Source organism: Rathayibacter sp. AY1C5, assembly GCF_002931705.1.
Lineage (GTDB): Bacteria > Actinomycetota > Actinomycetes > Actinomycetales > Microbacteriaceae > Rathayibacter.
This window is the reverse complement of the sequence record NZ_PSWD01000016.1, coordinates 30155-55669: the sequence shown is the minus strand read 5'-3', so window position 1 is coordinate 55669 and position 25515 is coordinate 30155. Positions and strand designations below refer to the sequence as shown.

Genomic DNA, 25515 nt, shown 5'->3' with positions numbered 1-25515 from the left:
CCTCAGCTCTGGCAGTGCGGGCACCAGTAGGTGACCCGCAGCTGCAGCTCGTCGTCGCCGAGCTCACCGCGCTCGATCGGAGTGCCGCAGCGCCGACACGGCTTGCGGTCGCGGCCGTAGACCCAGAGCTGCTGGCCCGGGCGCAGGTTGCCGGTCGTCGTGCGCTCGATCCGCTCGCGGTTCACGGTGATGAGCCGCTTCGCGAGCGCGATGGTGCGCACGAGGTCGCCGCTCCCGCCGACCGGGCGCGTGGGCAGCACGCCGCGCAGGAAGCACAGCTCGGCGCGGTAGACGTTGCCGAGTCCGGCCATGATCCGCTGGTCGAGCAGCGCGAGCCCGATCGGCCGCTCCGGATCGGCGGACAGGCGTCGCAGCGCCTCGTGCGCGTCCCAGTCGGCGCCGAGCAGATCGGGGCCGAGATAGCCGACCACGTCCTCCTCGGCCGAGCGCGGGACGATCTCGAGGAGCCCGAGCTCGAAGCCGACCGCCTGCCAGTCCTCGGTCTCGAGGACGATCCGGGCCTGGAACGCCGGCCGGTGCCACTTCGGCCGCTCGCCCTCGCCGCGGGCGTAGAGGTGCCAGCTCCCCTCCATCTTGAGGTGGGAGTGGATCAGCGCGTCGCCGACCCGCATCAGCAGGTGCTTGCCGCGGGGGACGACCTCGTCGATCGTCTCGCCGGTGAGGTCGACCGTCGCGTACTTCGGCACGCGGACGTCGCATCGGGTCAGGACCTCGCCGTCCAGCGCCTCGGCGAGGTTGTGGGCGGATCGGTAGACGGTGTCACCCTCGGGCACGCGGGCTCCCTCCGGCGCTCACGAGCGCATCCTCAGGCCGCGCGGATTCGCGACGAAGCCGGCGGCGACGAGGGCGTCGCCGAAGGGCGTGCCGAGCGCGAAGACGCCGTCGATCTTCTCGACGGTCAGCTTCTCGACCCCGCGGGAGCGGACCAGCTGCGAGAGGGAGGCGGCCGCGTCGGCGAGGGCCGCCTCGTCGGCGGTGAAGGTGAGGGCGGTCTTGCCGCCGCGCTCGAGGTAGACCGCGAGCGCTCCGTCGACGACGGCGACCAGCGCGCCGGCCTTCCGACCGGGGCGGTGCCCCTCGCCCTGCGGCCACGGCAGAGCGGCGCCGAACGGATTGGCGGGGTCGGTCGCCGCCAGCGCGAGCACCGGGCGTGAGCGCTCCTGCGCCTCGTCCTGCGGGGCGAACGTGCGGAGCCGGTCGACGCTGCCGGCTGTGCCGAACTGCGCTGCTCCCAGCTTCTCGATGAAGTAGCCCCTCCGGGCGCGGCCCTGCTGCTCGAAGCCGCTCAGCACCTTGTAGGCGAGGGCGAAGCCGCCCAGGACGCCCTCGGCCTGCACGGAGCCGCGGGTGACGATCCCGTACCGCTCGAGCAGCGTCTCGCCGAGCGCGTGCCCGCGGATCGTCGCGTCCGACTCCGCGAGCGGCACGATCGACCAGCGGCCGCCGGCGGTCGGCGGCCCCACGCGGGTGGCCATCGTGGGGCGGGCGGTCATCCGGCCCCGGGGCGCGCGGGCGCGGGCGGGGGCGCGCGGCTGGCGGTGGGCGCCGCCGGTCGAGCCGACGAGGGTGCGCAGCGGCGCCAGGGTGTCGTTCGTGACGAGCCCGGCCCAGACCAGCTCCCACAGGGCCTCGACGAGGCCCGCGTCGTCGGTGGAGCCGACCGCGTCGGAGAGCTGGCGGAAGAAGTAGCCGCCGCCCGAGCCGAGCACGCCGACGATCTCCTGCTGGAGCTCGGTCAGGGTCACGGACTCGGCGGCGGGGACGGGGAGGGTCAGCCCTGCCGTGTCGGCGAGATGGAGGCTCACCCAGCCGTCGTTGCCGGGCAGGGTGCCCGCGCCGGCCCAGAGGACCTCGCCGGTCGCGGTGAGCTCGTCGAGCATCGCGGGGGAGTAGTCGCGCACCCGGGCGGGCAGGATCAGCGACTCCCAGGCGGACGCGGGGATGGGCGCGCCGGCCAGCTGGTCGATCACGGAGGCCACGCCGTCGATACCGCGGAGCGAGCCGCCGACGTGCTGCCAGGCGGGGAGGAAGCGGGCGTACGCGGCCGCGTCCACCGGCTCCACCTCCTTACGGAGCGCGGCGAGAGAGCGGCTGCGCAGGCGGCGCAGCACCTCGGCATCGCACCACTCGGTCCCGGTGCCGGTGGGGCGGAACTCGCCCTCCGAGACGCGGCGCTCGCCCGCGAGGCGGCGCAGGGTGTCGGTGACGACCGCGACTCCGAGGCCCAGGCGGGTGGCGACGGCGGCGGCGGTGAAGGGGCCGTGGGTGCGCGCGTAGCGGGCGACGAGGTCGCCGAGCGGATCGCGGACCGGGTCGATGAAGGCGACGGGGACGCCGATCGGCAGGGGCACGCCGAGAGCGTCGCGGAGCCGGGAGGCGTCCTCCATCGCGGCGTACCGCTGCTCATCGCCGAGGCCCACGGGCAGGACGCGCTTGGCCTTCACGAGCGCGGCCACGTCGGCCTCGAGCACCGCGCGCTCGATCGCGGGCGCCTTCGCGACGTCCGCCGAGGCGACCGACTCGTCGACCAGGCGCTCCCCGAGCTCGTCGAGCGTCAGCGGGCCGAGCAGCCGGAGCAGGTCGGCGGCGCCCTCGAGCCCGCGGAGGCGGCGCTCGGGCTCGACGCGCTGCAGCTCGCGCTCGATCTGCGCGAGGACGGCCGGGTCGAGCAGCTCGCGCAGCTCCGCCCGGCCGAGCAGCTCGCCGAGGAGCGTCGCGTCGACCGAGAGCGCCGCGGCACGGCGCTCGGCGAGCGGGCTGTCGCCCTCGTACATGAAGGCCGCGACGTAGCCGAAGAGCATGGACCGCGCGAACGGACTGGCGGTCGGCGTCTCGACCTCGAGGATCCGCAGCTCGCGCCCGTCCAGCCGCGCGGCGAGCCGGAGCAGCGCGGGCAGGTCGTAGACGTCCTGGAGGCACTCGCGGACGGTCTCGAGAATGATCGGGAAGGTCGGGTAGGTGCGGGCGACGTCGAGCAGCTGCGCCGCCCGCTGCCGCTGCTGCCAGAGCGGGGAGCGCTTGCCCGGGTTGTACCTCGGGAGCAGGAGCGCCCGCGCCGCGCACTCGCGGAACCGGGCGGCGAAGAGGGCGGAGCCGCCGACCTCGCTCGTGACCAGCTGCTCCAGCTCCTCGCGCTCGAACAGGAACAGCTCGGAGCCCGGCGGCTCCGACTCCGTGTCGGGGATCCGCACGACGATGCCGTCGTCCCCGGCCATCGCCGCTCCGTCGACCCCGTGCCGCTCGCGGACGCGAGCGCCGATGGCGAGCGCCCACGGCGAGTGCACCTGCATCCCGTACGGGGAGTGCAGCACCAGCCGCCAGTCGCCCAGCTCGTCGCGGAAGCGCTCGAGCACGAGGGTGCGGTCGTCCGGGATCTGCCCGGTGGCCAGGCGCTGCTCGTCGAGGAAGGAGAGGAGGTTGCTGGTCGCGTACTCGTCGAGCCCGGCCGCCGTGCAGCGCTCGCGGGCCGTCTCGGGGGCGGCGGCGCCCACCTCGCGGGTGAACGCCCCGATCGCCTCGCCGAGCTCGGCGGGGCGCCCCTGCGAGTCGCCCTTCCAGAACGGGAGGCGCCCGGGCTCGCCGAACGCCGGCGTCACGATCACGCGGTCGTAGGTGATCTCCTGGATGCGCCAGCTGGTGGCTCCGAGCGCGAAGACGTCGCCGACGCGGGACTCGTAGACCATCTCCTCGTCGAGCTCGCCGACGCGGTTGCCGGTCGAGCCCGGCTCGCCGACCATGAACACGCCGAAGAGCCCGCGGTCGGGGATGGTGCCGCCGCTGGTGACGGCGAGGCGCTGGGCGCCGGGCCGGCCGGTGAGCGTGTTCGCGTCGCGGTCCCAGACGAGGCGCGGCCGCAGCTCCGCGAACTGGTCGGAGGGGTAGCGGCCCGAGAGGAGGTCGAGGGTCGCCTCGTAGGCGGAGCGGGGCAGGGACACGAAGGGGGCGCTGCGGCGGACGGTGTCGAACCAGTCGTCCACGTCGAGGCTCTCGAGGGCGGTCGCGGCGACGGTCTGCTGCGCGAGGATGTCGAGCGGGTTCGCGGGGACGGCGATCGCCTCGATCAGGCCGGAGCGCATCCGCTCCGTCGTCACGGCGGAGTGGAGCAGGTCGGCCCGGTGCTTGGGGTAGAAGGACCCGCGCGAGACCTCGCCGACCTGGTGGCCGGCTCGGCCCACGCGCTGCAGGGCGCTCGCGACCGAGGGCGGCGTCTCGACCTGGACGACGAGGTCGACCGCGCCCATGTCTATCCCGAGCTCGAGGCTCGAGGTCGCGACCACGCAGCGCAGGCGGCCGGATTTCAGGTCGTCCTCGATGATCGCGCGCTGCTCCTTGCTCACCGAGCCGTGGTGAGCGCGGGCGAGCAGTGGCTCCTCGTCGGGCGCGGACTGCCCGCTTCCGCTCGTGCCCCCGGCCGCTCCCATCGCCTCGGCCGGGGAGCGGCGGACGGAGGAGGAGGCCGCTTCGGCGAGCAGGGCCCCGACTGCGACGGGCTCGCCCGCCTCGCGCGCCCGCTCCGCGGCGAGCTCGCGGCGCTCGGCGTAGATCTCGTTGAGCCGGGCGGTCAACCGCTCGGCGAGACGGCGGGAGTTCGCGAAGACGATGGAGGAGGTGTGCGCGAGGACCCGGTCGACGATCGACTCCTCGACGTGCGGCCAGATCGACCCGCTCTGCGGACCGGTGGCCCCCATCGTCGATCCGTCCTGCGGAGCCGCCGTCCCCAGCTCGGACATGTCCTCGACCGGGACGACGACGCTGAGGTCCCACTGCTTCTCGGACGCCGGAGCCACGATCGCGACCGGGGAGCGGCCGGCGAGGAACCGGGCCACCTCCTCGCGCGGGCGCACCGTCGCCGAGAGGCCGATGCGCTGCACCGGCTTCGGGAGCAGGGCGTCGAGCCGCTCGAGGGAGACGGCGAGGTGCGCCCCGCGCTTGGTCGACGCGACCGCGTGGACCTCGTCGACGATGACCGTCTCGACGCCGCGGAGCGACTCGCGCGCCGCCGAGGTGAGCATGAGGTAGAGCGACTCGGGGGTCGTGATCAGGATGTCCGGCGGCGTCTTCTGCAGCACGCGCCGCTCGGCGGCGGGCGTGTCTCCCGACCGCACCCCGACGGTGACCGTGGCCGGCGCGGTACCGATGCCCTCGGCGCTCAGCCGCAGCGCCGTCTGGGTGACGCCGACGAGCGGCGAGCGGAGGTTGCGCTCGACGTCGACGCCGAGAGCCTTCAGCGGCGAGACGTAGAGCACGCGCGTGCGGTGCTGCGGATCCTCCGGCGGCGGGCCCTGCACGAGCCGGTCGATCGCCCAGAGGAAGGCCGAGAGCGTCTTGCCGGAGCCGGTGGGAGCGACCACGAGGGCGTGCGCTCCGCTCGAGATGGCCGACCAGGCGCCCTCCTGGGCGGCGGTCGGCGCCGGGAACGCGCCCTCGAACCACGCGCGCGTGGCGGGGGAGAAGCGCTCGAGGACGTCCGGCATGCACCCATCCTCCCTGCCACCTCTGACATTGCCGGGGCCGCGGCCCGGGGGCGAGCCCTTGACGCGGGGGAGCCCGCCCGTCAGGCGAAGCCGAGACGCACGAACGTGCCGATGTCGGCGAGCTCGGCCTGCCCGACTCCGTGGGCGACGCCCTCGTAGACCCGGGCGTCGAGCGCCGTGTGCTCCGGGAACCAGGCCGCCGCGTCCCGCACGAGCTCCTCCGGGATCACCGTGTCGAGCGTCCCGCGGCCCCAGAACACCGGAGGACGCTCGCGGGCGAGCCGCTCGTCCGCGTCGTCGCCCTCGGCGAGCGGGACCACGAACCCGGACAGAGCGACCGCGAAGGCGAAGCGGCCCGGCGCGCGCCGAAGCAGCTGCACCGCCAGCGCGGCGCCCTGGGAGAAGCCCAGCAGCCCCACCGGACCCGGGTGCCCCAGAGCGTCGAGCCACTCGATCACCCCCGCCGCCGCCGCCTCGACGGCCTCGGGATCGGCCCGCGGCTCATCAGGCACCAGCGGCACCCGGAGGGGCCACCACGCGTTCGCCCCGCCGCCCAGGGCGAGAGGCGCCCGGAGGGACGCGAGGACCGGCTCCAGCGGCAGGTAGGCGCCGAGCGAGAACAGGTCCCCCTCGTGCGAGCCGTAGCCGTGCAGCAGCACCAGGAGGGGCCTGCCGACGCGGTCGCGCTCGGAGGAGGACCACAGCACCGCGTTCGCGTCGATTCCCATCGCACCATCATCCCCCTGAGTGCGGGATCGCCGCCGCCGGTCGGAACACCAGCCGCGAAGGGTGAGAATGGCTGCATGAGCGTGCGCACCCCTGACCCGAACTCCGGGTGGCTGTCCGACGACGAACTCGCCGAGATCCGCCGGCGGCTCCCGCTGCTGTACGTGGAGGCCGTGCCCGTCCGGGTCGACGGGCTCGGGCAGGTCACCGAGGTCGGTGTGCTCCTGCGCGCGACCCCCTCCGGCCAGATCACCCGCACGATCGTCTCGGGCCGCGTGATGTACGGCGAGACGCTGCGCGACGCGCTGTTCCGCCACCTCGAGAAGGATCTCGGTCCCATGGCCTTCCCCCTCCTCCCGGCGAGCCCGCTCCCCTTCCACGTCGCCGAGTACTTCCCGATGCCCGGCATGGGACCGTTCACCGACGACCGCCAGCACGCGGTCTCCCTCGCCTACGTCGTCCCCGTCACCGGCACCTGCGACCCCCGCCAGGACGCCCTCGAGCTCACCTGGATGACCCCCGACGAGGCCTGCTCCGACGCGATCTCCGCCGAGATGGAGGGCGGGCGGGGCGCGCTGATCCGCGCCGCGCTCGCTTCCGTCGGCCGCCTGTCCTAGCGGCGCGGATCGGCCGCGGTGCTTCCTGCGCCGATAGCGGCGCGCCGCGGTCGGCTCGCAGGGACAGCAGGCCGGCTGGAGCATCGTGCGTCCGCCTGGACCGATTCGCCGGCACGCGACTCGGCCGTTCGGCTCGTGGATCCGGCATCCACGGGACCTCTGTGACCGGGCGAGGAGAGGCGGCGCCCCTGCCCGACGACGGCGCAGCAGGGGATCGCCTGATCAGGACGCGGTGAGGACTTCCGGAGCTCCCTGCGCGGGACTCCGCTCGAAGAGGTGAAGCGTGAACGACGAAGGGCCGGGGCCCGCGACCAGTAGTCGCGGGCCCCGGCCCTTCGTGATGTCGGCGTCCTGATCAGGACGAGCGTTGACGTGCGATCACCGAACGCTCAGCCCCCGGACCAGCCGCTCCCCGCGAGGCGAACGGTCGATCCGCGTGCGAGCGGATCGGCCTAGCCGGTCGCGACACGCTCTGCGCGTCGCGACCGTGCTTGAAGCCGACCGCGGTGCGCCGCTACGCGGCGCACAAAACGGTCAGCCCTGCGCGCGGCGGCCGCCGCGGCGGGCGCCTCCGCCGGCGGACTCGCGGGCGGGAGCGGCCGAGGCCGCTCCGCCGGTCGCGGTGCTGTAGAACGAGCGCGATCCGCCCGAGGTCGAGGGGGCACCGGCGGCCGAGCGGCTGCGGCCTCCGCGGGCGCCGCCGCGGGCGGGTCCCTCGGCGGCGGTGCGGTCGCGGCGGGGGCGGTCGCCTCCGCCGGTCGCGGCACCCGTCGAGCGTCCGCCGCGGGGTGCGGCGGTGCCCTCGGTGCGGGCCGCGCGCTTGCGCTGCGCGTTGGCGCCCTGCGAGCGTCCGCCCTGCGACTGGCCGCGGACGGGCTCGACGACGGCGCTGGGGGTGACGTACGGAGCGACGTCGCCGACGAGCTTCGCGACGGCGGCCGAGTCAGCCGTCACCTGCTGGGGCGCGACCTGGATCGCGGCCTTGCGGAGGAGGGTCTTCACGTCGCTGCGCTGCGTGGGCAGGACGACGGTGACGACGTCTCCCTCGCTGCCGGCGCGGGCGGTGCGGCCCGAGCGGTGCAGGTACGCCTTGTGCTCCATCGGCGGGTCGACGTGGATGACGAGCTCGACGTCGTCGACGTGCACACCGCGGGCGGCGACGTCGGTGGCGACGAGGACCTTGACGGTGCCGGCGCCGAACGCGGCGAGGTTCCGGTCGCGGGCGACCTGCGAGAGGTTGCCGTGCAGGTCGACCGCGGGGATGCCCTGGCCGGTGAGCTGCTTGGCGAGCTTCTTCGCGTGGTGCTTGGTGCGCATGAAGAGGATGCGGCGGCCGGTGCCGGACGCGAGCGTCTTCACGAGAGCGTTCTTGGCGTCGAGGCCGTCGACCTCGAACACGTGGTGGGTCATCAGCGCGACCGGCGAGTTGGCCTCGTCGACCGAGTGGAGCACCTCGTTCTGGAGGTACTTCTTGACCAGCTTGTCCACGCCGTTGTCGAGCGTCGCGGAGAACAGCAGGCGCTGCCCGCCGCGGGGGGTCTTGTCGAGGATGCGCGTGACGACCGGCAGGAAGCCGAGGTCGGCCATGTGGTCGGCCTCGTCGAGGACGGTGATCTCGACGGCGTCGAGGTTCACGAAGCCCTGCTTCATCAGGTCCTCGAGGCGGCCCGGGCAGGCCACGACGATGTCGACGCCCTGCTTGAGCGCGGCGACCTGGCGCTGCTGCGAGACGCCTCCGAAGATCGTGGTGGTGACGATGCCGTACGCGTCGGCGAGGGGCTGCATCGCGGCGGTGATCTGCGTGGCGAGCTCGCGGGTCGGCGCGAGGACGAGTCCGAGCGGGCGGCCGGGGCGGCGGCGTCCGCCGGCGAGCGAGCCGCCGAGTCGGGCGATCATCGGGATGGAGAAGGCGAGGGTCTTGCCGGAGCCGGTCTTGCCGCGGCCGAGGACGTCGCGTCCGCCGAGGGTGTCGGGCAGCGTGTCGACCTGGATCGGGAAGGGCTCGGTGATGCCGCTCGCGGTGAGCGCGGCCACGAGGGGGGCCGGCACGCCGAGGGCGCTGAAGGAGAGGGGGGTGTTCGACATGGAGTGGTGCCTTTCGGGGGCATCATGCCGATCGAGGACGCGCGGGCGGTGGCCGGGGCGCGGGTGATCGGCGTTCGGGCGAAGGTGACGGTGGTCACATCCGTTCGCCGTACGATTCGGTGCGCGCGGCCGGGGGCCTCATGCACGTGCGCCAGATGGTCGGGACGGATCCTCGACGGTCAGAGTCCTAGGGGACAAGGGGCGTTCTACGACGCGGGGGAGCGCAGTCGCTGCGCTCGCACCATCCCACTCTAGTGGATGCCGATCCATCCGCGCATCGCGGCCTGCACGCGGGAGCCGTCGCGGTCGCTCAGCTTGGTCCCGACGAAGTCGCCCACCCAGTCCGAGGTCTGCACGCGGAAGGCCGGCTCCGGGTCGCGCAGGGTCTTCAGGATGACGGCGGCGACGTCGGACGGGTCCTGCGCGTGGGTCGAGGAGAAGGACGACGCGGCGCGGTCGAGGTAGGCGCCGAGCGCCGGCGAGTAGGGGCCGGCCTGCGCGAGCATCGCCGCCGCGTCGATGCCGACGTTCTCGACGAAGCTGCTGCGGACCGCTCCCGGCTCGATCAGCGACACGTGGACGCCGACGGAGGCGGCGACCGGGGCGAGCGCCTCGAAGAACCCCTCGACCGCGAACTTCGCCGCGCAGTAGTCCTCGTTGAACGGCTGCCCGATCGCGCCGCCGACGCTCGAGACGGTGACGATGCGACCGCGGGACGAGCGCAGCATCGGCATCGCGGCGCGGGTGACCGCGACGGTGCCGAAGAAGTTGACCTCCATCACGCGGCGCAGCTCCTCCGGATTCTCCAGCTCGAGGGTGCCGAGATGGCCGGCTCCGGCGTTGTTCACGAGGGCGTCGAGACCGCCGAGCTCCTCCTCCACGGCGCGGAGGCAGCCGGCGACGGAGTCCGCGTCGGTCACGTCGAGCGCCCGCAGGTCGAGCTCGACGCGTGCCTCGGCGGCGGCGGCGCGCAGGCCCTCCGCCCGCTCCGGATCCCGCACGGTGGCGACCACCCGCCAGCCCGCGCGCGCGGCCTCGATCGCTGTAGCGCGGCCGATGCCGGTGGAGGTTCCGGTGACGAGGAGGACGGGACGGGGCATGCGGCTTTCCTGCTTTCCGGCTCACGACGGCGCCGCCCGGAGGCTATCGGCCGCCCCTCCGAGAACGTCCAGGGTCGGTGTCAGCCCCGGTAGCGCTCGCCGACCGGCACCTCGACCGGCAGCCGGTTGCCCGCCTGGGCGAGCGGGCAGGCCCAGGCCGGGTCGTAGGCGCAGGAGGGGTTGTAGGCGAAGTTGAAGTCGAGCACCAGCGTCCCCGGGGCGGAGCCCGGGCCGAGGTCGGCGCCCTTCACGGTGTCCAGGAGGTAGCGGCCGCCGCCGTAGGTGCCGCCGGGTGTCCCCGCGAGGGCGTCCTTGACCGGCAGGAACAGGCCTCCGCCGTAGGACGCCAGGCGCCAGACGTCGAGGCTGCCGGTGTCCGGCACCTCGACCGTGCCGATCAGCTCGAAGGGGACGGTGCCGTCAGTGCCGGTCTCCACGTCCATCCGCCGCGCCTCCTCGGCCGGGGCCACCTCGAGCTCGAAGCGCCAGGCCGCGTCGTAGGGCGCGATCGGCAGCGAGCGGAAGTGCGCGCGGTCGGCCGGGAGGAGGGGGGTGGAGGGGTGCTGCGCGAAGAGCGCGTTGCGCCCGCGGATCCAGGACGCGTGCGCGGCGAGCAGGTCCACGTTCGAGAGCCGGCGCACCTCCGCGTAGAGGGCCTGGACGTGGCGGCGCCAGTCCGACACCTCGACCGCCGTCGTGAGGCGGCGGCGGGGCGAGACGTCGTCGTCGTCCTGCTCCTCCTCGTCGGCGGAGGGCCACTGGAGGCGCAGGAGCTCCGAGCGCGACAGCTCGGTCTCCTCCTCGGCGACGCCGTCGGGGCTCATGCGGCGGACTCCCCGCGCGGGCGGGTGTCGGCACCGAGATCGTGGCGCCAGGACGGGGCGAGGGAGCGGATGCGGATGCCGCGCCACTGCCAGAACGCCCACATCGAAGGCCAGAGCGCGGCCGAGGCGAGACCCGCCGAGAACTCGAGGCGGTCGCGGAAGAGCGTGCGCCCGTCAGGGAGCGGGGCCACGGCCATGCGGTGGTCCCACGCGGTGATGAGGCGGAGGGAGCCCGTGAGGGGCCCGCCGCTGTCGCGCAGGATCCGCACGTCGGGCATCGAGGGGACGCGGCGGTAGGAGAGGTCGATCTCCTGTGCGCCCATCGGCACGATCCCGAGGGCGTCCATCGCGACCTCGTGGGAGCCGAGCCCCCAGGTCGGGCGGAAGCCGCCCTCGTCCAGCGACGCGGCGGTCAGGAGCGGGGACATCACCTCCCGGAACACGGCCGGACTCTGCAGGGCGCGCCAGGCGGAGTCGGCGTCGGTGTCGAGCACGTGCTTGAGCATCACCTTCACGAGGGACATCCTCCTCCGCCCGCCCCTGCGCGGGAACCGGGTGCGCGCGGAGCCCCGGACGTGTATGCGCCTCCGGGGCTCGCTACCGTGTCAGGGTGACCGCTCCCGCCGCCTCCGTCGATCAGTCGACCTACCAGATCCGCTTCGAGTGGGGGGCCCGCGCCCTCCGCGTGCTCGCCCCCGCCCACGTCACGGTGCTCGTCGACGCTCTGCCCGGAGGCGAGAGCCCCGACCTCGGGGGAGTGGAGGGCCGCGTCGTCCGCGCGGGCCTGGCCGACCGCTCGGCCGTCGCCCGCTGGATCCTGGAGCGCCAGCACGAGAACGGCGGGCGCACCAGCGTCAACGTGATCGCACTCGGCGACGTCGACGACAGCGGAGCGGCGCGGTTCGCGATGGAGGACCAGCTGGCGGCCGGCGCCGTCGTCGACGCGCTCATCGGGCTGGGCATCGACCACGTCTCGCCCGAGGCCGCGGTGGCCTGCGCGTCCTACGAGGGCCTGCGCCGGGCGTGCGCGCATCTGCTCACCGCGTCCGAGTCCGGCCGCCTGCTCGCCGCCGAGGGGCGGGCGGACGAGGTCCGCGCCGCCGCCCGGGTCGACGCCGTCGACGAGGTGTCGGTCCTCCGCTGACCCGCCGCTCCGGCGGGCGCGGCCTCCGAGCGGTGCAGGGCGTCCGCGGAGCGCACAAGCCCCTGCGGATCCGAGCCGCCGCCTCGACCACTCGCCCGCCCCCGGCGTAGCGTTCGGCGGAGGCGGTCCCTCCGCCCCCGCCCCGACCGAAAGCTGGCCCGCATGAAAGCCGTCCTCAACGACGTCGTCCTCGCCGACGCCCCCGACTCCGACCTGATCTCGATCGAGGGCAACTGGTACTTCCCGCCGTCGAGCATCGCCGAGGGCGTGCTCGTCGAGAGCCCCACGCCCTACACCTGCCCGTGGAAGGGCGAGTGCCAGTACTTCTCGGTGCAGACCGGCGACGGCCTGCAGAAGGACAAGGCCTGGTCGTACCCGCACCCCTACCCGACGGCGTTCGACCGCGTCGGCAAGGACTTCTCGGGCTACGTCGCCTTCGACCGCTCGGTCCGCGTCTCCGACTGACCCGTCCCGCCGCGGTGCCGCTCCCGGTGCCGCGGCGGTGCGTCAGCCGCGCGGGGCGGCGGCGCGCGCCCGGTACGCCCGGACCTTCGACCGGTTCCCGCAGCGCTGCATCGAGCACCAGCGGCGCGAGCCGGCGCGGGACGTGTCGAGGTAGAGCATCCGGCACTCCGGATCCGCGCAGCGCCTCAGCCGTCCGGCCACGGCCGGGCCCAGCAGCCCCACGGCCTCCCGGGCGATGGACGCGAGCGCCTGCCTGCCCGCCGCATGGAGCCGTCCTGCCTGCCGCGACCCTCCGCCCAGCACCGGTGGGATGTCGGGCATCGCCGCGACCAGGTTGACCACGTCGACGTCGCGCGGGTCGGGCGCGGTGCCGGCCTCGGCCGCGACGGCCAGCCGGGCGATCGCGCCCCGGAGCATCAGCGCGTCGTCGAGGCGCGCGTCCCGGCTCTCGGGGCCGACCGCCTCGAAGCGCTCGGCGAGCCAGGCGGCCAGGGCGGCGTCGGAGTCGAGGTGCTCGGCCGCTCCCGGAGGCAGTGCTCCCGTCGTGGCGAAGTCGAGTGCGAGGCTTCCGGAGTCGAACCACCAGCGCCGGCCGTCGGCCTCGGGGAGCCACTGCCCGGTGACCGGCGTGCGCCCGCCGTGCGGGGCCTCGTCCGCGGTCACGGCGCCGGGACCGGTCGGCGCCGCCACTGGATCGCGTTCGCGGGCTCGAACCGGCGCGCGCAGCGGCCGCAGGCCAGGGGCCGGGTGGGCCGGCGATGGCGGTAGAAGAGGTGTCCGCCCGGGCAGGTGCCGACCCACGGCGCGAGCTCGTCCGCGGTCGGGTTGCTGTGGGTGCGCGATCCCGTGTAGCCGAGCCGTGCCGCGATCCGCCGCCACTGCGGTCCGTGCCCGGCGTCGGGCCCCGCGAGCGCGTGAGCGACCTCGTGCAGGAGGGTCTGCCGGACCTCCTCGTCGCTCCAGCGGGCGACGAGGTGGCGCGAGACCGTGATCCGTCGGCGCGTCCAGTGGCAGGCGCCGCCGCGGGTGCGCGCGTGGTCGAGCGCGAAGGACCAGGAGGGGTCGAGGTGCTCCTCGATCAGCGCGTCGGCCCAGCGGGCCACGTCCTCGAGGTCGGCCACCGGTGGCGCTGCCTAGGACTCGTCGCCGTCGGCGCGGCGTCGGCCGCGGGCGGTGCCGTCGGTGCGGGCTTCGCGGTCGGTCCCGTCCTGGAACTCGGAGGCGGCGGCGTAGCCCAGGCGCGCGACCTCGAGCTCCTCCTCGGGGACCCCGACGCGCTCGCCGAGGGCGGTCGCGGCGTCGAAGTCGCGCATGGCCCGGCCGTACTCGCCCAGCTCGAAGAAGGTGAGGCCGCGGTGCTTGAGCGCGAAGGAGTGCTCGAGGTGCCACTCGTGCGTGCGCGCCTCCTCGACGCAGAGCGCGAGCTCCGAGAGGGCCTCGTCGGTGCGGCCCCGCAGCTGCATGAGGCGGGCGCGGCGGACACGGGCGGTGAGCAGCTCGGCGCGGTCGCCGGAGAAGCGGGTGCGGCGGACGGCCTCGTTCGCGAGGTCCCACGCCTCGTCGACGCGCCCGAGCAGGCGCAGCAGCTCCGCCTTCTCGGTGAGCGCGGCGAGGCTGCGCAGCGCGCCGATCTCCTCCAGGCGCTCCTGGGCGGCGTCGACGTCGATCTCCTCGTGGAGGGTCGCGGGGTCGTGGCGGATGATGATGCTCAGGGCGATGCTTCCTCGTGGAGTGCGGATCCGGATCGTCGCGCGCGGCGGACGAGAGGACGGTCGGGGTCGCTGACCCCGGCGTCGAGTGTACCGGCGGGTCCCCGGACGGCGCCCCGACGCGCGGCCCGGGTCAGCCCCGTCGCACCTGGAAGACGCTCCGCGCCGGCAGCGGCGACGGGGTGGCGGTCTCGTCCGTGACGACGAGGGCGCCGGCGATGAAGTTCTCGAGCTCCCGCCCCTGCACCAGCTTGGAGGGCGCGGGGTCGGAGGCGAGGCGCCGCGGCAGGCCGTCGAGCGGCAGCGGATCGGCCGAGGCGAGCATCACCACGTTCCCGAAGCGCTTGGCCTTGAGCATCTGGGTGTCGGTCATGATCGCGGTGTGCGCGAAGACGGAGGCGAGCGTCGCGGCCTGGGCGCGGGCGAAGGCGAGCGCGCCGCCGTCGGCCACGTTCACCGCGACCAGGCCGCCGGGGGCGAGCAGCGGCGCGATCGCCCCGTAGAACTCGGCGCTGGTCACGTGCGCGGGAGTGCGCGCGCCCGAGAAGATGTCGACGACGACCACGTCGACCGTGCCGCGCAGCCCGGGCGGCAGCTTGCCGAGCACCTCGCGGGCGTCGCCCTGGCGGATGCGGATCTGCGCCCCGCGGGGGAGCGGGAGCGCCTCGCGCACCAGCTCGACCAGAGCGCCCTCGATCTCGACGACCTGCTGGCGCGAGCCCGGCCGGGTCGCGGCGACGTAGCGGGGGAGGGTCAGCGCTCCGGCGCCCAGGTGGAGCGCCGTGACGCTCTCGCCCTCGGGGGCGACGAGGTCGATCGCGTGGCCGATCCGGCGGACGTACTCGAACGAGAGGTGCGTCGGATCCGCGAGGTCGACGTGCGACTGCGGAGTGCCGTCGACGACCAGGGTCGCCGCCTCGGGCGAGTGGCGGTCGGGCTCGATCCGCGCGGTGTACCCGCTGGCGAGCACGGCGCGGGGGTGCTCGGAGTCGTCTCCGCGTCGGCGGCCGGTGCGTTCCTGCATCCGACCAGTCTGCCGCGGCGGTGGGACGGCGGGGCTCCGCGCCCGGCCCGGTCGGATCGATCCGGGAGGCCGTGGCCTCGTATACCGGACCCCGCGGGGCGGCGCAAGCATCCGCACTTGCGCGGCGTGGCGCGATGCGGCTATATTCGTACTTTGCGCTCCCGAGTACCCATGCCCTCATATCGCGGTCGGCAGGTCACCGGAACCCGGCATCAGATGGTGGATGCCGTTGCCACACTCTAGCCCCGCCCCCAAGACCGAGTCGCCTCGGTCCGCACGGCGTGCGGGCAGGGGTGGCGGCCCGTCCGGCGGGAGCCCACTCCACACATCCCACAGATTGAGACCCGCGAGGGTCTACGGAGGTTCCTTCCTTGGCTGCTGCGTCCACCGCGACCACCACCTCACCCAAGAACGGACGCGGAGCTTCGCGTCTCTCGTTCGCCAAGATCAGCGACACCCTGACCGTTCCGGATCTGCTCGCGCTGCAGACCGAGAGCTTCGACTGGCTCGTCGGCTCGGAGGCGTGGAAGACCCGCGTCGCCGAGGCGAAGGCCGCCGGCCGGGAGGACCTCCCCGCCAACTCCGGCCTCGACGAGATCTTCGAGGAGATCTCCCCGATCGAGGACCTCAGCGAGACGATGCAGCTGAGCTTCACGAACCCGTACCTCGAGCCCGAGAAGTACACGATCGAGGAGTGCAAGGAGCGCGGCAAGACCTACGCCGCTCCGCTGTACGTCGAGGCCGAGTTCATGAACCACCTCACGGGTGAGATCAAGACCCAGACGGTCTTCATGGGCGACTTCCCGCTGATGACCGAGAAGGGCACGTTCATCATCAACGGCACCGAGCGTGTCGTCGTGTCCCAGCTCGTGCGCAGCCCCGGCGTCTACTTCGAGCGCCAGCAGGAGAAGACGTCCGACAAGGACATCTACTCCGCCCGCGTCATCCCGAGCCGCGGCGCCTGGCTCGAGTTCGAGATCGACAAGCGCGACCAGGTCGGCGTGCGCATCGACCGCAAGCGCAAGCAGTCGGTCACCGTGTTCCTCAAGGCCCTCGGCCTGACGAGCGAGGAGATCCTCGAGCAGTTCGCCGGCTACGAGTCGATCGAGCTGACCCTCGAGAAGGACAACATCCTCACCAAGGAGGACGCACTCCGCGACATCTACCGCAAGCTCCGTCCGGGCGAGCAGGTCGCCGCCGAGGCCGCCCGCGCGCTGCTGGACAACTTCTACTTCAACTCCAAGCGCTACGACCTTGCGAAGGTCGGCCGCTACAAGATCAACCGCAAGCTCGGCATCGACAAGGCGCTGTCCGACTCGGTGCTCACGGTCGAGGACATCATCGCGACCATCAAGTACCTGGTCGCCCTGCACGACGGCCGCACCGCCCTCCCCGGCGTGCGCGACGGCGAGGCGGTCGAGCTGCGTCTCGACGTCGACGACATCGACCACTTCGGCAACCGCCGCATCCGCGCGGTCGGCGAGCTGATCCAGAACCAGGTCCGCACCGGACTGTCCCGCATGGAGCGCGTCGTCCGCGAGCGCATGACCACGCAGGACATCGAGGCGATCACCCCGCAGACCCTGATCAACGTGCGCCCCGTCGTCGCCGCGATCAAGGAGTTCTTCGGGACCAGCCAGCTGTCGCAGTTCATGGACCAGAACAACCCGCTCGCGGGTCTGACCCACAAGCGCCGCCTGTCGGCGCTCGGCCCCGGCGGACTCTCCCGTGAGCGCGCCGGCGTCGAGGTCCGCGACGTCCACCCCTCGCACTACGGCCGCATGTGCCCGATCGAGACCCCGGAAGGCCCGAACATCGGCCTGATCGGTTCGCTCGCGTCCTTCGCGCGCATCAACTCGTTCGGCTTCATCGAGACGCCCTACCGCAAGGTCGTCGACGGCACCGTCACCTCGCAGATCGACTACCTCACCGCGTCCGAGGAGGACGAGTACCTGGTCGCCCAGGCGAACGCCCCCCTCACGAAGGACTTCCGCTTCGCGGAGGGCAAGGTCCTGGTCCGCCCCAAGGGCGGAGAGGTCGAGCTCGTCGACGCCGAGCGCGTCCACTACATGGACGTCTCGCCGCGCCAGATGGTCTCGGTCGCGACCTCGCTGATCCCGTTCCTCGAGCACGACGACGCGAACCGCGCGCTCATGGGCGCGAACATGCAGCGTCAGGCCGTCCCGCTGCTGCGCAGCGAGTCGCCCGTCGTCGGAACCGGCATGGAGGGCTTCGCGGCCATCGACGCCGGCGACGTCATCACCGCCGACAAGGCCGGTGTCGTCCAGGAGGTCTCCGCCGACTCCGTCACCGTCCAGCTGGACGAGGGCGGCACGCAGACCTACTTCCTCCGCAAGTTCGACCGCTCCAACCAGGGCACCTCGTACAACAACCGCGTGGTCGTCTCGGCCGGCGAGCGCATCGAGGTCGGCGAGGTCGTCGCCGACGGCCCCGCCACCGAGAACGGCGAGCTCGCGCTGGGCAAGAACCTGCTCGTCGCGTTCATGCCGTGGGAGGGCCACAACTTCGAGGACGCGATCATCCTCAGCCAGAACCTGGTGAAGGACGACGTCCTCTCCTCGATCCACATCGAGGAGTACGAGGTCGACGCCCGCGACACCAAGCTCGGCAAGGAGGAGATCACCCGCGACCTCCCCAACGTCAGCCCGGAGCTCCTGGCCGACCTGGACGAGCGCGGCATCATCCGCATCGGCGCCGAGGTCCGCCCCGGCGACATCCTCGTCGGCAAGGTCACGCCCAAGGGCGAGACCGAGCTCTCGGCCGAGGAGCGCCTGCTCCGCGCGATCTTCAACGAGAAGAGCCGCGAGGTCCGCGACACGTCGCTGAAGGTGCCCCACGGCGAGCAGGGCACGATCATCGGCGTCAAGGTGTTCGACGCGCAGGACGGCGACGACGAGCTCGGCTCGGGCGTCAACCAGCGCGTGGTCGTCTACATCGCCCAGAAGCGCAAGATCACCGAGGGCGACAAGCTCGCCGGCCGCCACGGCAACAAGGGCGTCATCTCGAAGATCCTGCCGGTCGAGGACATGCCGTTCCTCGCCGACGGCACCCCGGTCGACATCGTCCTCAACCCGCTCGGCGTCCCCGGCCGCATGAACTTCGGCCAGGTCCTCGAGATCCACCTCGGGTGGATCGCGAAGCAGGGCTGGAAGGTCGAGGGCCAGCCGGAGTGGGCCGCGCGCCTGCCCGAGCACGCCCGCGAGGCGGCGCCCGGCACCAAGGTCGCGACCCCCGTCTTCGACGGCGCGGCGGAGGAGGAGCTCGCAGGGCTCCTCGACTCCACCACCCCGACCCGCGACGGAGAGCGCCTGATCGGCTCGTCCGGCAAGACGCAGCTGTTCGACGGCCGCTCCGGGGAGCCCTTCCCGGACCCGGTCTCGGTCGGCTACATGTACATCCTGAAGCTGCACCACCTCGTCGATGACAAGATCCACGCGCGCTCGACGGGCCCGTACTCGATGATCACCCAGCAGCCGCTCGGTGGTAAGGCGCAGTTCGGCGGACAGCGCTTCGGCGAGATGGAGGTGTGGGCCCTCGAGGCCTACGGCGCCGCCTACGCCCTCCAGGAGCTCCTCACCATCAAGTCGGACGACATCCTCGGCCGAGTGAAGGTGTACGAGGCCATCGTCAAGGGCGAGAACATCCAGGAGCCCGGCATCCCGGAGTCCTTCAAGGTCCTCATCAAGGAGATGCAGTCCCTGTGCCTGAACGTCGAGGTCCTCTCGGCCGACGGCACCGCGGTCAGCCTGCGCGACACCGATGACGAGGTCTACCGCGCCGCGGAAGAGCTCGGCATCAACATCTCCTCCCGGTTCGAGTCGTCCTCCGTCGACGACATCTGATCCGCGCCAGCATCCGACGACCTCCCGTCTCTGACGAGACACCCTGTTTTCCGACAAGGAGAAAACATTGCTCGACGTAACCACTTTCGATGAGCTGCGCATCGGCCTCGCAACGGCCGATGACATCCGTCGCTGGTCGCACGGTGAAGTGAAGAAGCCCGAGACCATCAACTACCGCACCCTGAAGCCCGAGAAGGACGGCCTGTTCGGCGAGCAGATCTTCGGACCCTCTCGCGACTGGGAGTGCTCCTGCGGCAAGTACAAGCGAGTCCGCTTCAAGGGCATCGTCTGCGAGCGCTGCGGCGTCGAGGTCACCAAGTCCTCGGTCCGCCGCGAGCGAATGGGCCACATCGAGCTCGCCGCCCCCGTCACCCACATCTGGTACTTCAAGGGCGTCCCCTCGCGCCTCGGATACCTGCTGGACATGGCGCCGAAGGACCTCGAGAAGGTCATCTACTTCGCGGCGTACATGATCATCGACGTGGACGACGACGGCCGTCACGCCGACATGCCCGGCCTCGAGAACGAGCTCCGGCTCGAGATCAAGACCCTCTCGGACCAGCGCGACTCCCGCATCGCGGACCGCCTGGCGCGCCTGGAGACCGACCTCGCCGCCCTGGAGGCGGAGGGCGCCAAGAGCGACCAGAAGCGCCGCACCAAGGACGGCGCCGAGAAGGAGATGGGCCAGATCCGCAAGTCCTTCGACGAGGACATCGCGCGGCTCGAGAGCGTGTGGGAGCAGTTCCGCACCCTCAAGGTCGGCGACCTCAAGCCCGAGGACGCGGTCTTCAACGAGCTCGTCGACCGGTACGGCGTCTACTTCGAGGCCTACATGGGCGCCGAGGCGATCAAGAAGCGCCTCGAGCAGTTCGACCTCCAGGCCGAGGCCGAGACGCTGCACCTGCAGATCGCCGAGGGCAAGGGTCAGAAGAAGATCCGCGCCATCAAGCGGCTGCGCGTCGTCAACTCGTTCCTCGCCACCGGCAACTCGCCGGCCGCGATGGTCCTCGACGTCGTCCCGGTCATCCCGCCGGAGCTGCGCCCGATGGTGCAGCTCGACGGAGGCCGGTTCGCGACCAGCGACCTGAACGACCTCTACCGTCGCGTGATCAACCGCAACAACCGACTCCGCCGCCTGCTCGACCTCGGTGCCCCCGAGATCATCGTGAACAACGAGAAGCGCATGCTCCAGGAGGCGGTCGACGCCCTCTTCGACAACGGCCGCCGCGGCCGCCCCGTCACCGGAACCGGCAACCGCGCCCTCAAGTCCCTGAGCGACATGCTCAAGGGAAAGCAGGGTCGCTTCCGCCAGAACCTGCTGGGCAAGCGCGTCGACTACTCGGGACGCTCGGTCATCATCGTCGGCCCGCAGCTCAAGCTGCACCAGTGCGGTCTGCCCAAGCAGATGGCGCTGGAGCTGTTCAAGCCGTTCGTGATCAAGCGCCTGATCGACCTGTCGCACGCGCAGAACATCAAGGCCGCCAAGCGCATGGTGGAGCGCTCGCGCCCGCAGGTGTGGGACGTGCTCGAGGAGATCATCCGCGAGCGCCCCGTCCTGCTGAACCGTGCGCCCACGCTGCACCGTCTCGGCATCCAGGCCTTCGAGCCCCAGCTGGTCGAGGGCAAGGCGATCCAGCTGCACCCGCTCGTCTGCGCCGCGTTCAACGCGGACTTCGACGGCGACCAGATGGCCGTCCACCTGCCGCTGTCCGTCGAGGCCCAGGCCGAGGCGCGCATCCTGATGCTCGCGTCGAACAACATCCTCAAGCCCTCGGACGGCCGTCCGGTCACCCTGCCCACGCAGGACATGATCATCGGCCTCCACCACCTGACGACGATCCGCGAGGGCGCCGCCGGCGAGGGCCGCGCGTTCTCCTCCGTCTCGGAGGCGATCCTCGCGAAGGACCAGGGCTCGCTGCACCTGAACTCGAAGGTCAGGATCCGCATGTCGGACGTGTACTTCGCGCAGGGTCAGGCACCCGAGGGCGTCGAGATCGACGAGAACGGCAAGGTCATCGCGCCGGTCCTCCTCGAGACCACGCTCGGCCGCGCCCTCTTCAACGAGGCGCTGCCGGTCGACTACCCCTACTTCGAGCAGGTCGCCGACAAGACGACCATCTCCGGGATCGTCAACGACCTCGCGGAGCGCTACCCGAAGGTGGAGGTCGCCGCCTCCCTCGACCGGATCAAGGACGCCGGCTTCTACTGGGCCACCCGCTCGGGTGTCACCGTGGCGCTGTCCGACATCCTCACGCCGCCGTCGAAGCCCGAGATCATCGCGGGCTACGAGAAGAAGGCTGCGAAGGTCGAGTCCGAGTACGACAAGGGTCTGACCACTCAGGCCGAGCGCCGCCAGGAGCTCGTGAAGATCTGGACCGAGGCGACCGACGAGGTCGCCAAGGCCATGCGCGCGAACTTCCCGACGGACAACACCATCAACCGCATGGTCACCTCCGGTGCCCGCGGCAACTGGCTGCAGGTGCGCAACATCGCCGGCATGCGAGGCCTGGTGAACAACCCGAAGGGCGAGATCATCGCCCGACCGATCATCTCCTCGTACCGCGAGGGCCTGTCGGTCGCCGAGTACTTCATCGCCACGCACGGTGCCCGCAAGGGCCTGGCCGACACCGCGCTCCGCACCGCGGACTCGGGCTACCTGACGCGTCGACTCGTCGACGTCTCGCAGGACGTCATCATCCGCGAGGAGGACTGCGGCACCTCGAAGGGCCTCGACCTGCCGATCATGCTCCAGGACGCCACCGGCGCCTGGATCAAGGACTCCAACGTCGAGAACTCCGTCTACGCCCGTTCGCTCGCCACCCCGGCGTCGAACGAGGCCGGCGAGCTCGTCGCCGAGGCCGGCGAGGACGTGGGCGACGTGCTCATCGAGAAGCTGGTCGGAGCGGGCGTGCGCCACATCAAGGTGCGCTCCGTCCTGACCTGCGAGTCCGCCGTCGGCGTCTGCGCGGCCTGCTACGGCCGCTCGCTCGCCACCGGCAAGCTCGTCGACATCGGAGAGGCCGTCGGCATCATCGCGGCCCAGTCGATCGGCGAGCCCGGCACGCAGCTCACGATGCGCACCTTCCACACCGGTGGATCGGCCTCGGCCGACGACATCACGCAGGGTCTTCCCCGCGTGCAGGAGCTCTTCGAGGCCCGCACCCCCAAGGGCGCGTCGCCGATCGCGGAGGCCGCCGGCCGGATCACCATCGAGGACACCGACCGTGCCCGCCGCGTCATCCTCCAGCCGGACAACGGCGACGAGGCGGTCATCTACCCGGTGCTCAAGCGCTCGCAGCTCCTCATCGAGGACGGCCAGCACGTCGAGCTCGGGCAGCAGCTGCACGTCGGAACGGTCGACCCCAAGGAGGTCCTGCGCGTGCTGGGCGTCCGCGAGGTCCAGAAGCACCTGGTGGGCGGCGTCCAGGGCGTCTACCGCTCGCAGGGTGTGCCGATCCACGACAAGCACATCGAGGTCATCGTGCGTCAGATGCTCCGCAAGGTCACCGTGGTCGACCACGGCGACACGGAGCTGCTGCCGGGCGAGCTCGTCGACCGCTCGCGCTACAGCGAGGTCAACCGTGCGGCTCTGACCGAGGGCAAGCGGACCGCGTCCGCCCGCCAGGAGGTCATGGGCATCACCAAGGCCTCGCTCGCGACCGAGTCGTGGCTGTCGGCCGCGTCCTTCCAGGAGACCACCCGCGTCCTGACGCAGGCGGCCATGGAGGGCAAGCGCGACCCGCTGATGGGCCTGAAGGAGAACGTGATCATCGGAAAGCTGATCCCGGCGGGAACCGGTCTGCCCAAGTACCGGAACGTGTCGGTCGAGGCGACCGAGGAGGCGAAGGCCGAGCGGTACCCCAACCGCATCTTCGCGGACGACGCCGCGTTCAGCGACGCCGACCTCTCGTTCGTCGACTTCGACTCGTTCTCGAGCGACGGCTACGAGCCGGGCAACTACAGCTGATCCAGGTGAGCTGAACGATCGAAGGCCCCGTCGGGACACCGGCGGGGCCTTCGGCGTCCCCGACCCGCGGTCACCCGCACGGGGGGCCGCCCGTTCGCGACGAGCGGCCTTCCCCGCAGGAGCGGGGTGATTGACTCGATGGGTGCTCGTCGGGTCGAGCCTGTACCCGTTCCCCGTCCTGGTCGCGGCACGTGAGGAAACGCGCGGATGAGACTCGTGATCGTCGTGCTGGCCGCACTGCTCGTGGTGGTCGGCGTCGTCGTGGTGCCCGCGGTGCGGGCGGAGGCGGCAGAGGCGGTCGCACCCTCGTCCTGCGGCGTCGCGGAGCTGGCTCCCGTGCTCGCGGGCGACGACGTCCGGCCGCGCTCCGCCGCCGCGCTGGTCCCCATCGTGATGCTGCACGGCTGGCTGGGCACGGCGACGCACGACGCCGACCGCACAGGGGCCTTCTCCCATCTCGTCGACATGGTGTCGTCGGACTCGGCGACCGCTCCGCTCGACGCTCCCGAGCCGTCCCTCCTCGGCCGGCTGCAGCAGATCGACGGCGCCGCGGTCTACACCTTCGACTACCGCCGGCTCGCCGCGCGCTGGGTCACCGACCCGGGGATCAGCGACGCGCTCGCCTCCTCGATCGCCTGCCTCGTCTCCGCGACCGGGCACCGCGCCGTCGTCGTCGCGCACTCGATGGGAGGGCTCGCCGCCCGCCAGGCGCTGAGCGGCTCGGTCGACGGGACCGCCGTCGCCTCGATGGTCTCGTCCGTCCTCACCTTCGGCACCCCGAACACGGGATCCGACGTCGCGGAGCGCCTCGGACGAATGGTCGACGACTCCGGCCAGGTCAGCCCCGCGGTGATCGCAGGACTGGACCCGCAGAGCCGGCTGAGCGTCTCGGCGATGCTCGCCTCCTGCGGGGACGCCGTCTCCGAGGACGCCGAGCACGCGGGGGAGTGCACGGGAGTGCCGATGATCGACGCCCTCGCCTCGGCGGCGGGCAAGGGCCTGCGGACGGGATCGACCGAGCTCGGCTCCCTGCCGCCCTGGCCCGCCGGCGTGCACGTGACGGCGCTGGTGGGTGACATCCAGGTGACCGCCGCGGTGGCGCTCGGCCTCGCCACCGCGCCGGTCGACCTCGGCGACATCATGGTCGCGACCGGATCGGCGACGGCCGGAGTCGACGACTACGTGGTCTCGACCTGCCGCTACACCTACCTCGCCGCGGCGGACGTGCCGTCCCTCGTCGCCGAGCTCTCGCCGTTCGCGCGGCTCGGCGATGCTCTGCGCTTCGCGAAGCTCGTGGTCGACGTCGACGCGAGCCCGTGCCACCACGCGCGGCTGACCCGGAACGTCGACCTCGTCGAGCACGCCACCGGCGTCGTGTCGGACGTCGTCGCGGGCGAGCTGTCCGCTCCGCACGCCTCTCGAGCGCAGACCGCGGCGAGGGCGCTCCCGGCGGCGGAGGAGTCCCGGAGGCGGTCCTCGTGACCGGTCGGCGGACACCGCCGAGGAGACACCATGTCGCGTCAGTTGACGGACGTCTGTCGGGAAGCATACGGTCGGACCGGCCCATGGGGAGGCCGCCTGGGGGACAGGCAGCGCGGCCCGCGCGGCACCCGAGCCGCATGCGCGGGCCGCGCCCGTCTCCGATCTCCTCTCACGTTCCGCGCTCCCTCCGGGTACGCTCGGCTGGACAGTAGATGTCGGAGGCTCCTCCGTGCATCCCGGCGCCGGAGGCCTGATGAGCGACGACCCCCTCGATGCGGAGGAGCCGGCGCGTCCTCCCCGCCTGACCCGCGAGCAGGTCCGCACCCGCCTGCTGGACGCCGCTCTCGCGGTCGTCCGCGCCGAGGGCCTGCGCGTCGGAGTCGCCCACCTGCCCCTCGAGGACGTCATCCGCTCGGCGGGTGTTCCGCGCAGCACCGTGTACCGGATCTGGCCCACTCGCCAGTCGTTCTACGACGAGCTGATCGCCGCGATCCCGGAGCGGGTCCTCGCCACCCGCCTCGACCAGCCGTCCCTGCGGGCCGGGAACTCCCACCTCCACCGCAGCCTCGACCCCGAGCCGACCCCGGCGCAGCGCCGCGAGGCCCTGATCGCCTCCGTCCGGGTCGCCGTCGACGCGAACGTCGACAACATCTTCTCGTCGCAGCACTGGCGCAACTTCATCGCTCTCGCCGGCGCGGTGGGCTCGCACGAGGAGCCGGCGCGGACCGCCATCGGATCCGCTCTGCGGTCCCGCCAGCTGCACTTCATCGACAACATGGCGAAGTACTACGAGCACACCCTCGCCGAGGCGGGGCTCCGGCTGCGCCCGGACCGCGGCGCCGCCGCTCTCGCCTCCGCCGTCTCGGCCCTGATCGAGGGGCTGTGCATCGCGCGGATCGCGGCACCGGAGCTGGTGACCGGCCCGCTCGACCCGGCCGATCCCGACGGACCGTCACTGGCGGTGGTGTCGGTGCTGCTGCTGATCGACGGGTTCACCGAACCGGACGAGTGATC

18 protein-coding genes are annotated in these 25515 nt (G+C 72.5%); 7 read left to right on the top strand and 11 right to left on the bottom strand.

The genetic code is table 11. The features are described 5' to 3' along the window. Positions 1 to 2: 2 nt before the first annotated feature. From C5C57_RS12045 to C5C57_RS12035, 3 genes are all read right to left on the bottom strand, one after another. Positions 3 to 794, bottom strand: a complete 792-nt coding sequence (locus C5C57_RS12045; RefSeq protein ID WP_104247584.1) for a DNA-formamidopyrimidine glycosylase family protein — start codon at positions 792 to 794, stop codon at positions 3 to 5. An 18-nt stretch (positions 795 to 812) separates the two neighbouring features. Then, entirely contained in the window at positions 813 to 5495 is a 4683-nt protein-coding gene (locus C5C57_RS12040; protein ID WP_104297654.1) for an ATP-dependent helicase, read from the bottom strand. Between the two features lie 80 nt (positions 5496 to 5575). Next, on the bottom strand, positions 5576 to 6223 hold the full coding sequence (locus tag C5C57_RS12035; protein ID WP_104226771.1) for an alpha/beta hydrolase: 648 nt from the start codon (positions 6221 to 6223) through the stop codon (positions 5576 to 5578). Positions 6224 to 6298: 75 nt separating this feature from the next. Between C5C57_RS12035 and C5C57_RS12030 the strand changes: the two genes are divergently transcribed. Then, positions 6299 to 6838: an NUDIX hydrolase family protein gene (locus C5C57_RS12030; RefSeq protein WP_104225113.1), complete on the top strand. Its 540-nt coding sequence runs from the start codon at positions 6299 to 6301 to the stop codon at positions 6836 to 6838. A 534-nt stretch (positions 6839 to 7372) separates the two neighbouring features. On the opposite strand, the gene C5C57_RS12025 is transcribed toward C5C57_RS12030, so the two are convergent. The 4 genes from C5C57_RS12025 to C5C57_RS12010 form a co-directional block, all read right to left on the bottom strand. Then, the gene (locus C5C57_RS12025; RefSeq protein WP_104225114.1) at positions 7373 to 8923 is read right to left on the bottom strand and encodes a DEAD/DEAH box helicase; all 1551 of its coding nucleotides are present in this window, start codon (positions 8921 to 8923) and stop codon (positions 7373 to 7375) included. A 251-nt stretch (positions 8924 to 9174) separates the two neighbouring features. After that, a complete protein-coding gene (locus tag C5C57_RS12020; RefSeq protein ID WP_104247586.1) occupies positions 9175 to 10023 on the bottom strand; it encodes an SDR family oxidoreductase in 849 nt (282 codons plus the stop codon). An 80-nt stretch (positions 10024 to 10103) separates the two neighbouring features. Continuing rightward, on the bottom strand, positions 10104 to 10847 hold the full coding sequence (locus tag C5C57_RS12015) for a DUF1684 domain-containing protein (protein ID WP_104247587.1): 744 nt from the start codon (positions 10845 to 10847) through the stop codon (positions 10104 to 10106). Then, positions 10844 to 11371, bottom strand: a complete 528-nt coding sequence (locus C5C57_RS12010) for a hypothetical protein (protein ID WP_244248113.1) — start codon at positions 11369 to 11371, stop codon at positions 10844 to 10846. Before C5C57_RS12010 ends, C5C57_RS12015 begins: the two co-directional genes overlap by 4 nt. A gap of 86 nt (positions 11372 to 11457) precedes the next feature. Here C5C57_RS12010 and C5C57_RS12005 point away from each other — a divergent pair, with 86 nt between their 5' ends. Both C5C57_RS12005 and C5C57_RS12000 read left to right on the top strand, forming a co-directional pair. After that, on the top strand, positions 11458 to 11991 hold the full coding sequence (locus C5C57_RS12005) for a 2-phosphosulfolactate phosphatase (protein WP_104226768.1): 534 nt from the start codon (positions 11458 to 11460) through the stop codon (positions 11989 to 11991). A 162-nt stretch (positions 11992 to 12153) separates the two neighbouring features. Then, a complete protein-coding gene (locus tag C5C57_RS12000) occupies positions 12154 to 12456 on the top strand; it encodes a DUF427 domain-containing protein (RefSeq protein ID WP_104224584.1) in 303 nt (100 codons plus the stop codon). A 42-nt stretch (positions 12457 to 12498) separates the two neighbouring features. Here the strand turns inward: C5C57_RS12000 and C5C57_RS11995 are convergent, their stop codons facing one another. From C5C57_RS11995 to C5C57_RS11980, 4 genes are all read right to left on the bottom strand, one after another. Next, complete coding sequence (locus tag C5C57_RS11995) at positions 12499 to 13119, bottom strand: CGNR zinc finger domain-containing protein (RefSeq protein WP_104247605.1); 621 nt, start codon at positions 13117 to 13119, stop codon at positions 12499 to 12501. Continuing rightward, complete coding sequence (locus C5C57_RS11990; RefSeq protein ID WP_104247588.1) at positions 13116 to 13577, bottom strand: SprT-like domain-containing protein; 462 nt, start codon at positions 13575 to 13577, stop codon at positions 13116 to 13118. The genes C5C57_RS11995 and C5C57_RS11990 overlap by 4 nt, the downstream gene beginning before the upstream one ends. Positions 13578 to 13589: 12 nt before the next feature. Next, a complete protein-coding gene (locus C5C57_RS18145; protein ID WP_181027192.1) occupies positions 13590 to 13919 on the bottom strand; it encodes a hypothetical protein in 330 nt (109 codons plus the stop codon). Between the two features lie 379 nt (positions 13920 to 14298). After that, positions 14299 to 15189 (bottom strand): spermidine synthase, encoded by an 891-nt coding sequence (locus tag C5C57_RS11980; protein WP_104238078.1) that lies wholly within the window; start codon positions 15187 to 15189, stop codon positions 14299 to 14301. Between the two features lie 371 nt (positions 15190 to 15560). Between C5C57_RS11980 and rpoB the strand changes: the two genes are divergently transcribed. The 4 genes from rpoB (at position 15561) to C5C57_RS11960 (ending at position 25513) form a co-directional block, all read left to right on the top strand. Next, positions 15561 to 19052 (top strand): DNA-directed RNA polymerase subunit beta, encoded by a 3492-nt coding sequence (gene rpoB / locus C5C57_RS11975; protein WP_104247589.1) that lies wholly within the window; start codon positions 15561 to 15563, stop codon positions 19050 to 19052. Positions 19053 to 19119: 67 nt separating this feature from the next. Further along, entirely contained in the window at positions 19120 to 23019 is a 3900-nt protein-coding gene (locus tag C5C57_RS11970; RefSeq protein WP_104226764.1) for a DNA-directed RNA polymerase subunit beta', read from the top strand. 207 nt (positions 23020 to 23226) lie between these two features. Then, a complete protein-coding gene (locus C5C57_RS11965) occupies positions 23227 to 24501 on the top strand; it encodes a triacylglycerol lipase (RefSeq protein ID WP_104247590.1) in 1275 nt (424 codons plus the stop codon). 253 nt (positions 24502 to 24754) lie between these two features. Next, positions 24755 to 25513 carry a TetR/AcrR family transcriptional regulator gene (locus C5C57_RS11960; RefSeq protein ID WP_104247591.1) on the top strand — a complete coding sequence of 253 codons (759 nt, stop codon included), beginning with the start codon at positions 24755 to 24757 and terminating at the stop codon, positions 25511 to 25513. Positions 25514 to 25515: the final 2 nt, after the last annotated feature.

What these genes read in the sequence shown, in the direction of transcription:
- C5C57_RS12000 (WP_104224584.1), top strand. Translation starts at nt 12,154, where the DNA reads ATGAAAGCCGTCCTCAACGACGTCGTCCTCGCCGACGCCCCCGACTCC.
- C5C57_RS12025 (WP_104225114.1), bottom strand. Translation starts at nt 8,923, where the DNA reads ATGTCGAACACCCCCCTCTCCTTCAGCGCCCTCGGCGTGCCGGCCCCC.
- C5C57_RS12040 (WP_104297654.1), bottom strand. Translation starts at nt 5,495, where the DNA reads ATGCCGGACGTCCTCGAGCGCTTCTCCCCCGCCACGCGCGCGTGGTTC.
- C5C57_RS11980 (WP_104238078.1), bottom strand. Translation starts at nt 15,189, where the DNA reads ATGCAGGAACGCACCGGCCGCCGACGCGGAGACGACTCCGAGCACCCC.
- C5C57_RS12035 (WP_104226771.1), bottom strand. Translation starts at nt 6,223, where the DNA reads ATGGGAATCGACGCGAACGCGGTGCTGTGGTCCTCCTCCGAGCGCGAC.
- C5C57_RS12010 (WP_244248113.1), bottom strand. Translation starts at nt 11,371, where the DNA reads ATGTCCCTCGTGAAGGTGATGCTCAAGCACGTGCTCGACACCGACGCC.
- C5C57_RS12030 (WP_104225113.1), top strand. Translation starts at nt 6,299, where the DNA reads ATGAGCGTGCGCACCCCTGACCCGAACTCCGGGTGGCTGTCCGACGAC.
- C5C57_RS12020 (WP_104247586.1), bottom strand. Translation starts at nt 10,023, where the DNA reads ATGCCCCGTCCCGTCCTCCTCGTCACCGGAACCTCCACCGGCATCGGC.
- C5C57_RS18145 (WP_181027192.1), bottom strand. Translation starts at nt 13,919, where the DNA reads ATGCAGCTGCGGGGCCGCACCGACGAGGCCCTCTCGGAGCTCGCGCTC.
- C5C57_RS11960 (WP_104247591.1), top strand. Translation starts at nt 24,755, where the DNA reads ATGAGCGACGACCCCCTCGATGCGGAGGAGCCGGCGCGTCCTCCCCGC.
- C5C57_RS12015 (WP_104247587.1), bottom strand. Translation starts at nt 10,847, where the DNA reads ATGAGCCCCGACGGCGTCGCCGAGGAGGAGACCGAGCTGTCGCGCTCG.
- C5C57_RS11965 (WP_104247590.1), top strand. Translation starts at nt 23,227, where the DNA reads ATGAGACTCGTGATCGTCGTGCTGGCCGCACTGCTCGTGGTGGTCGGC.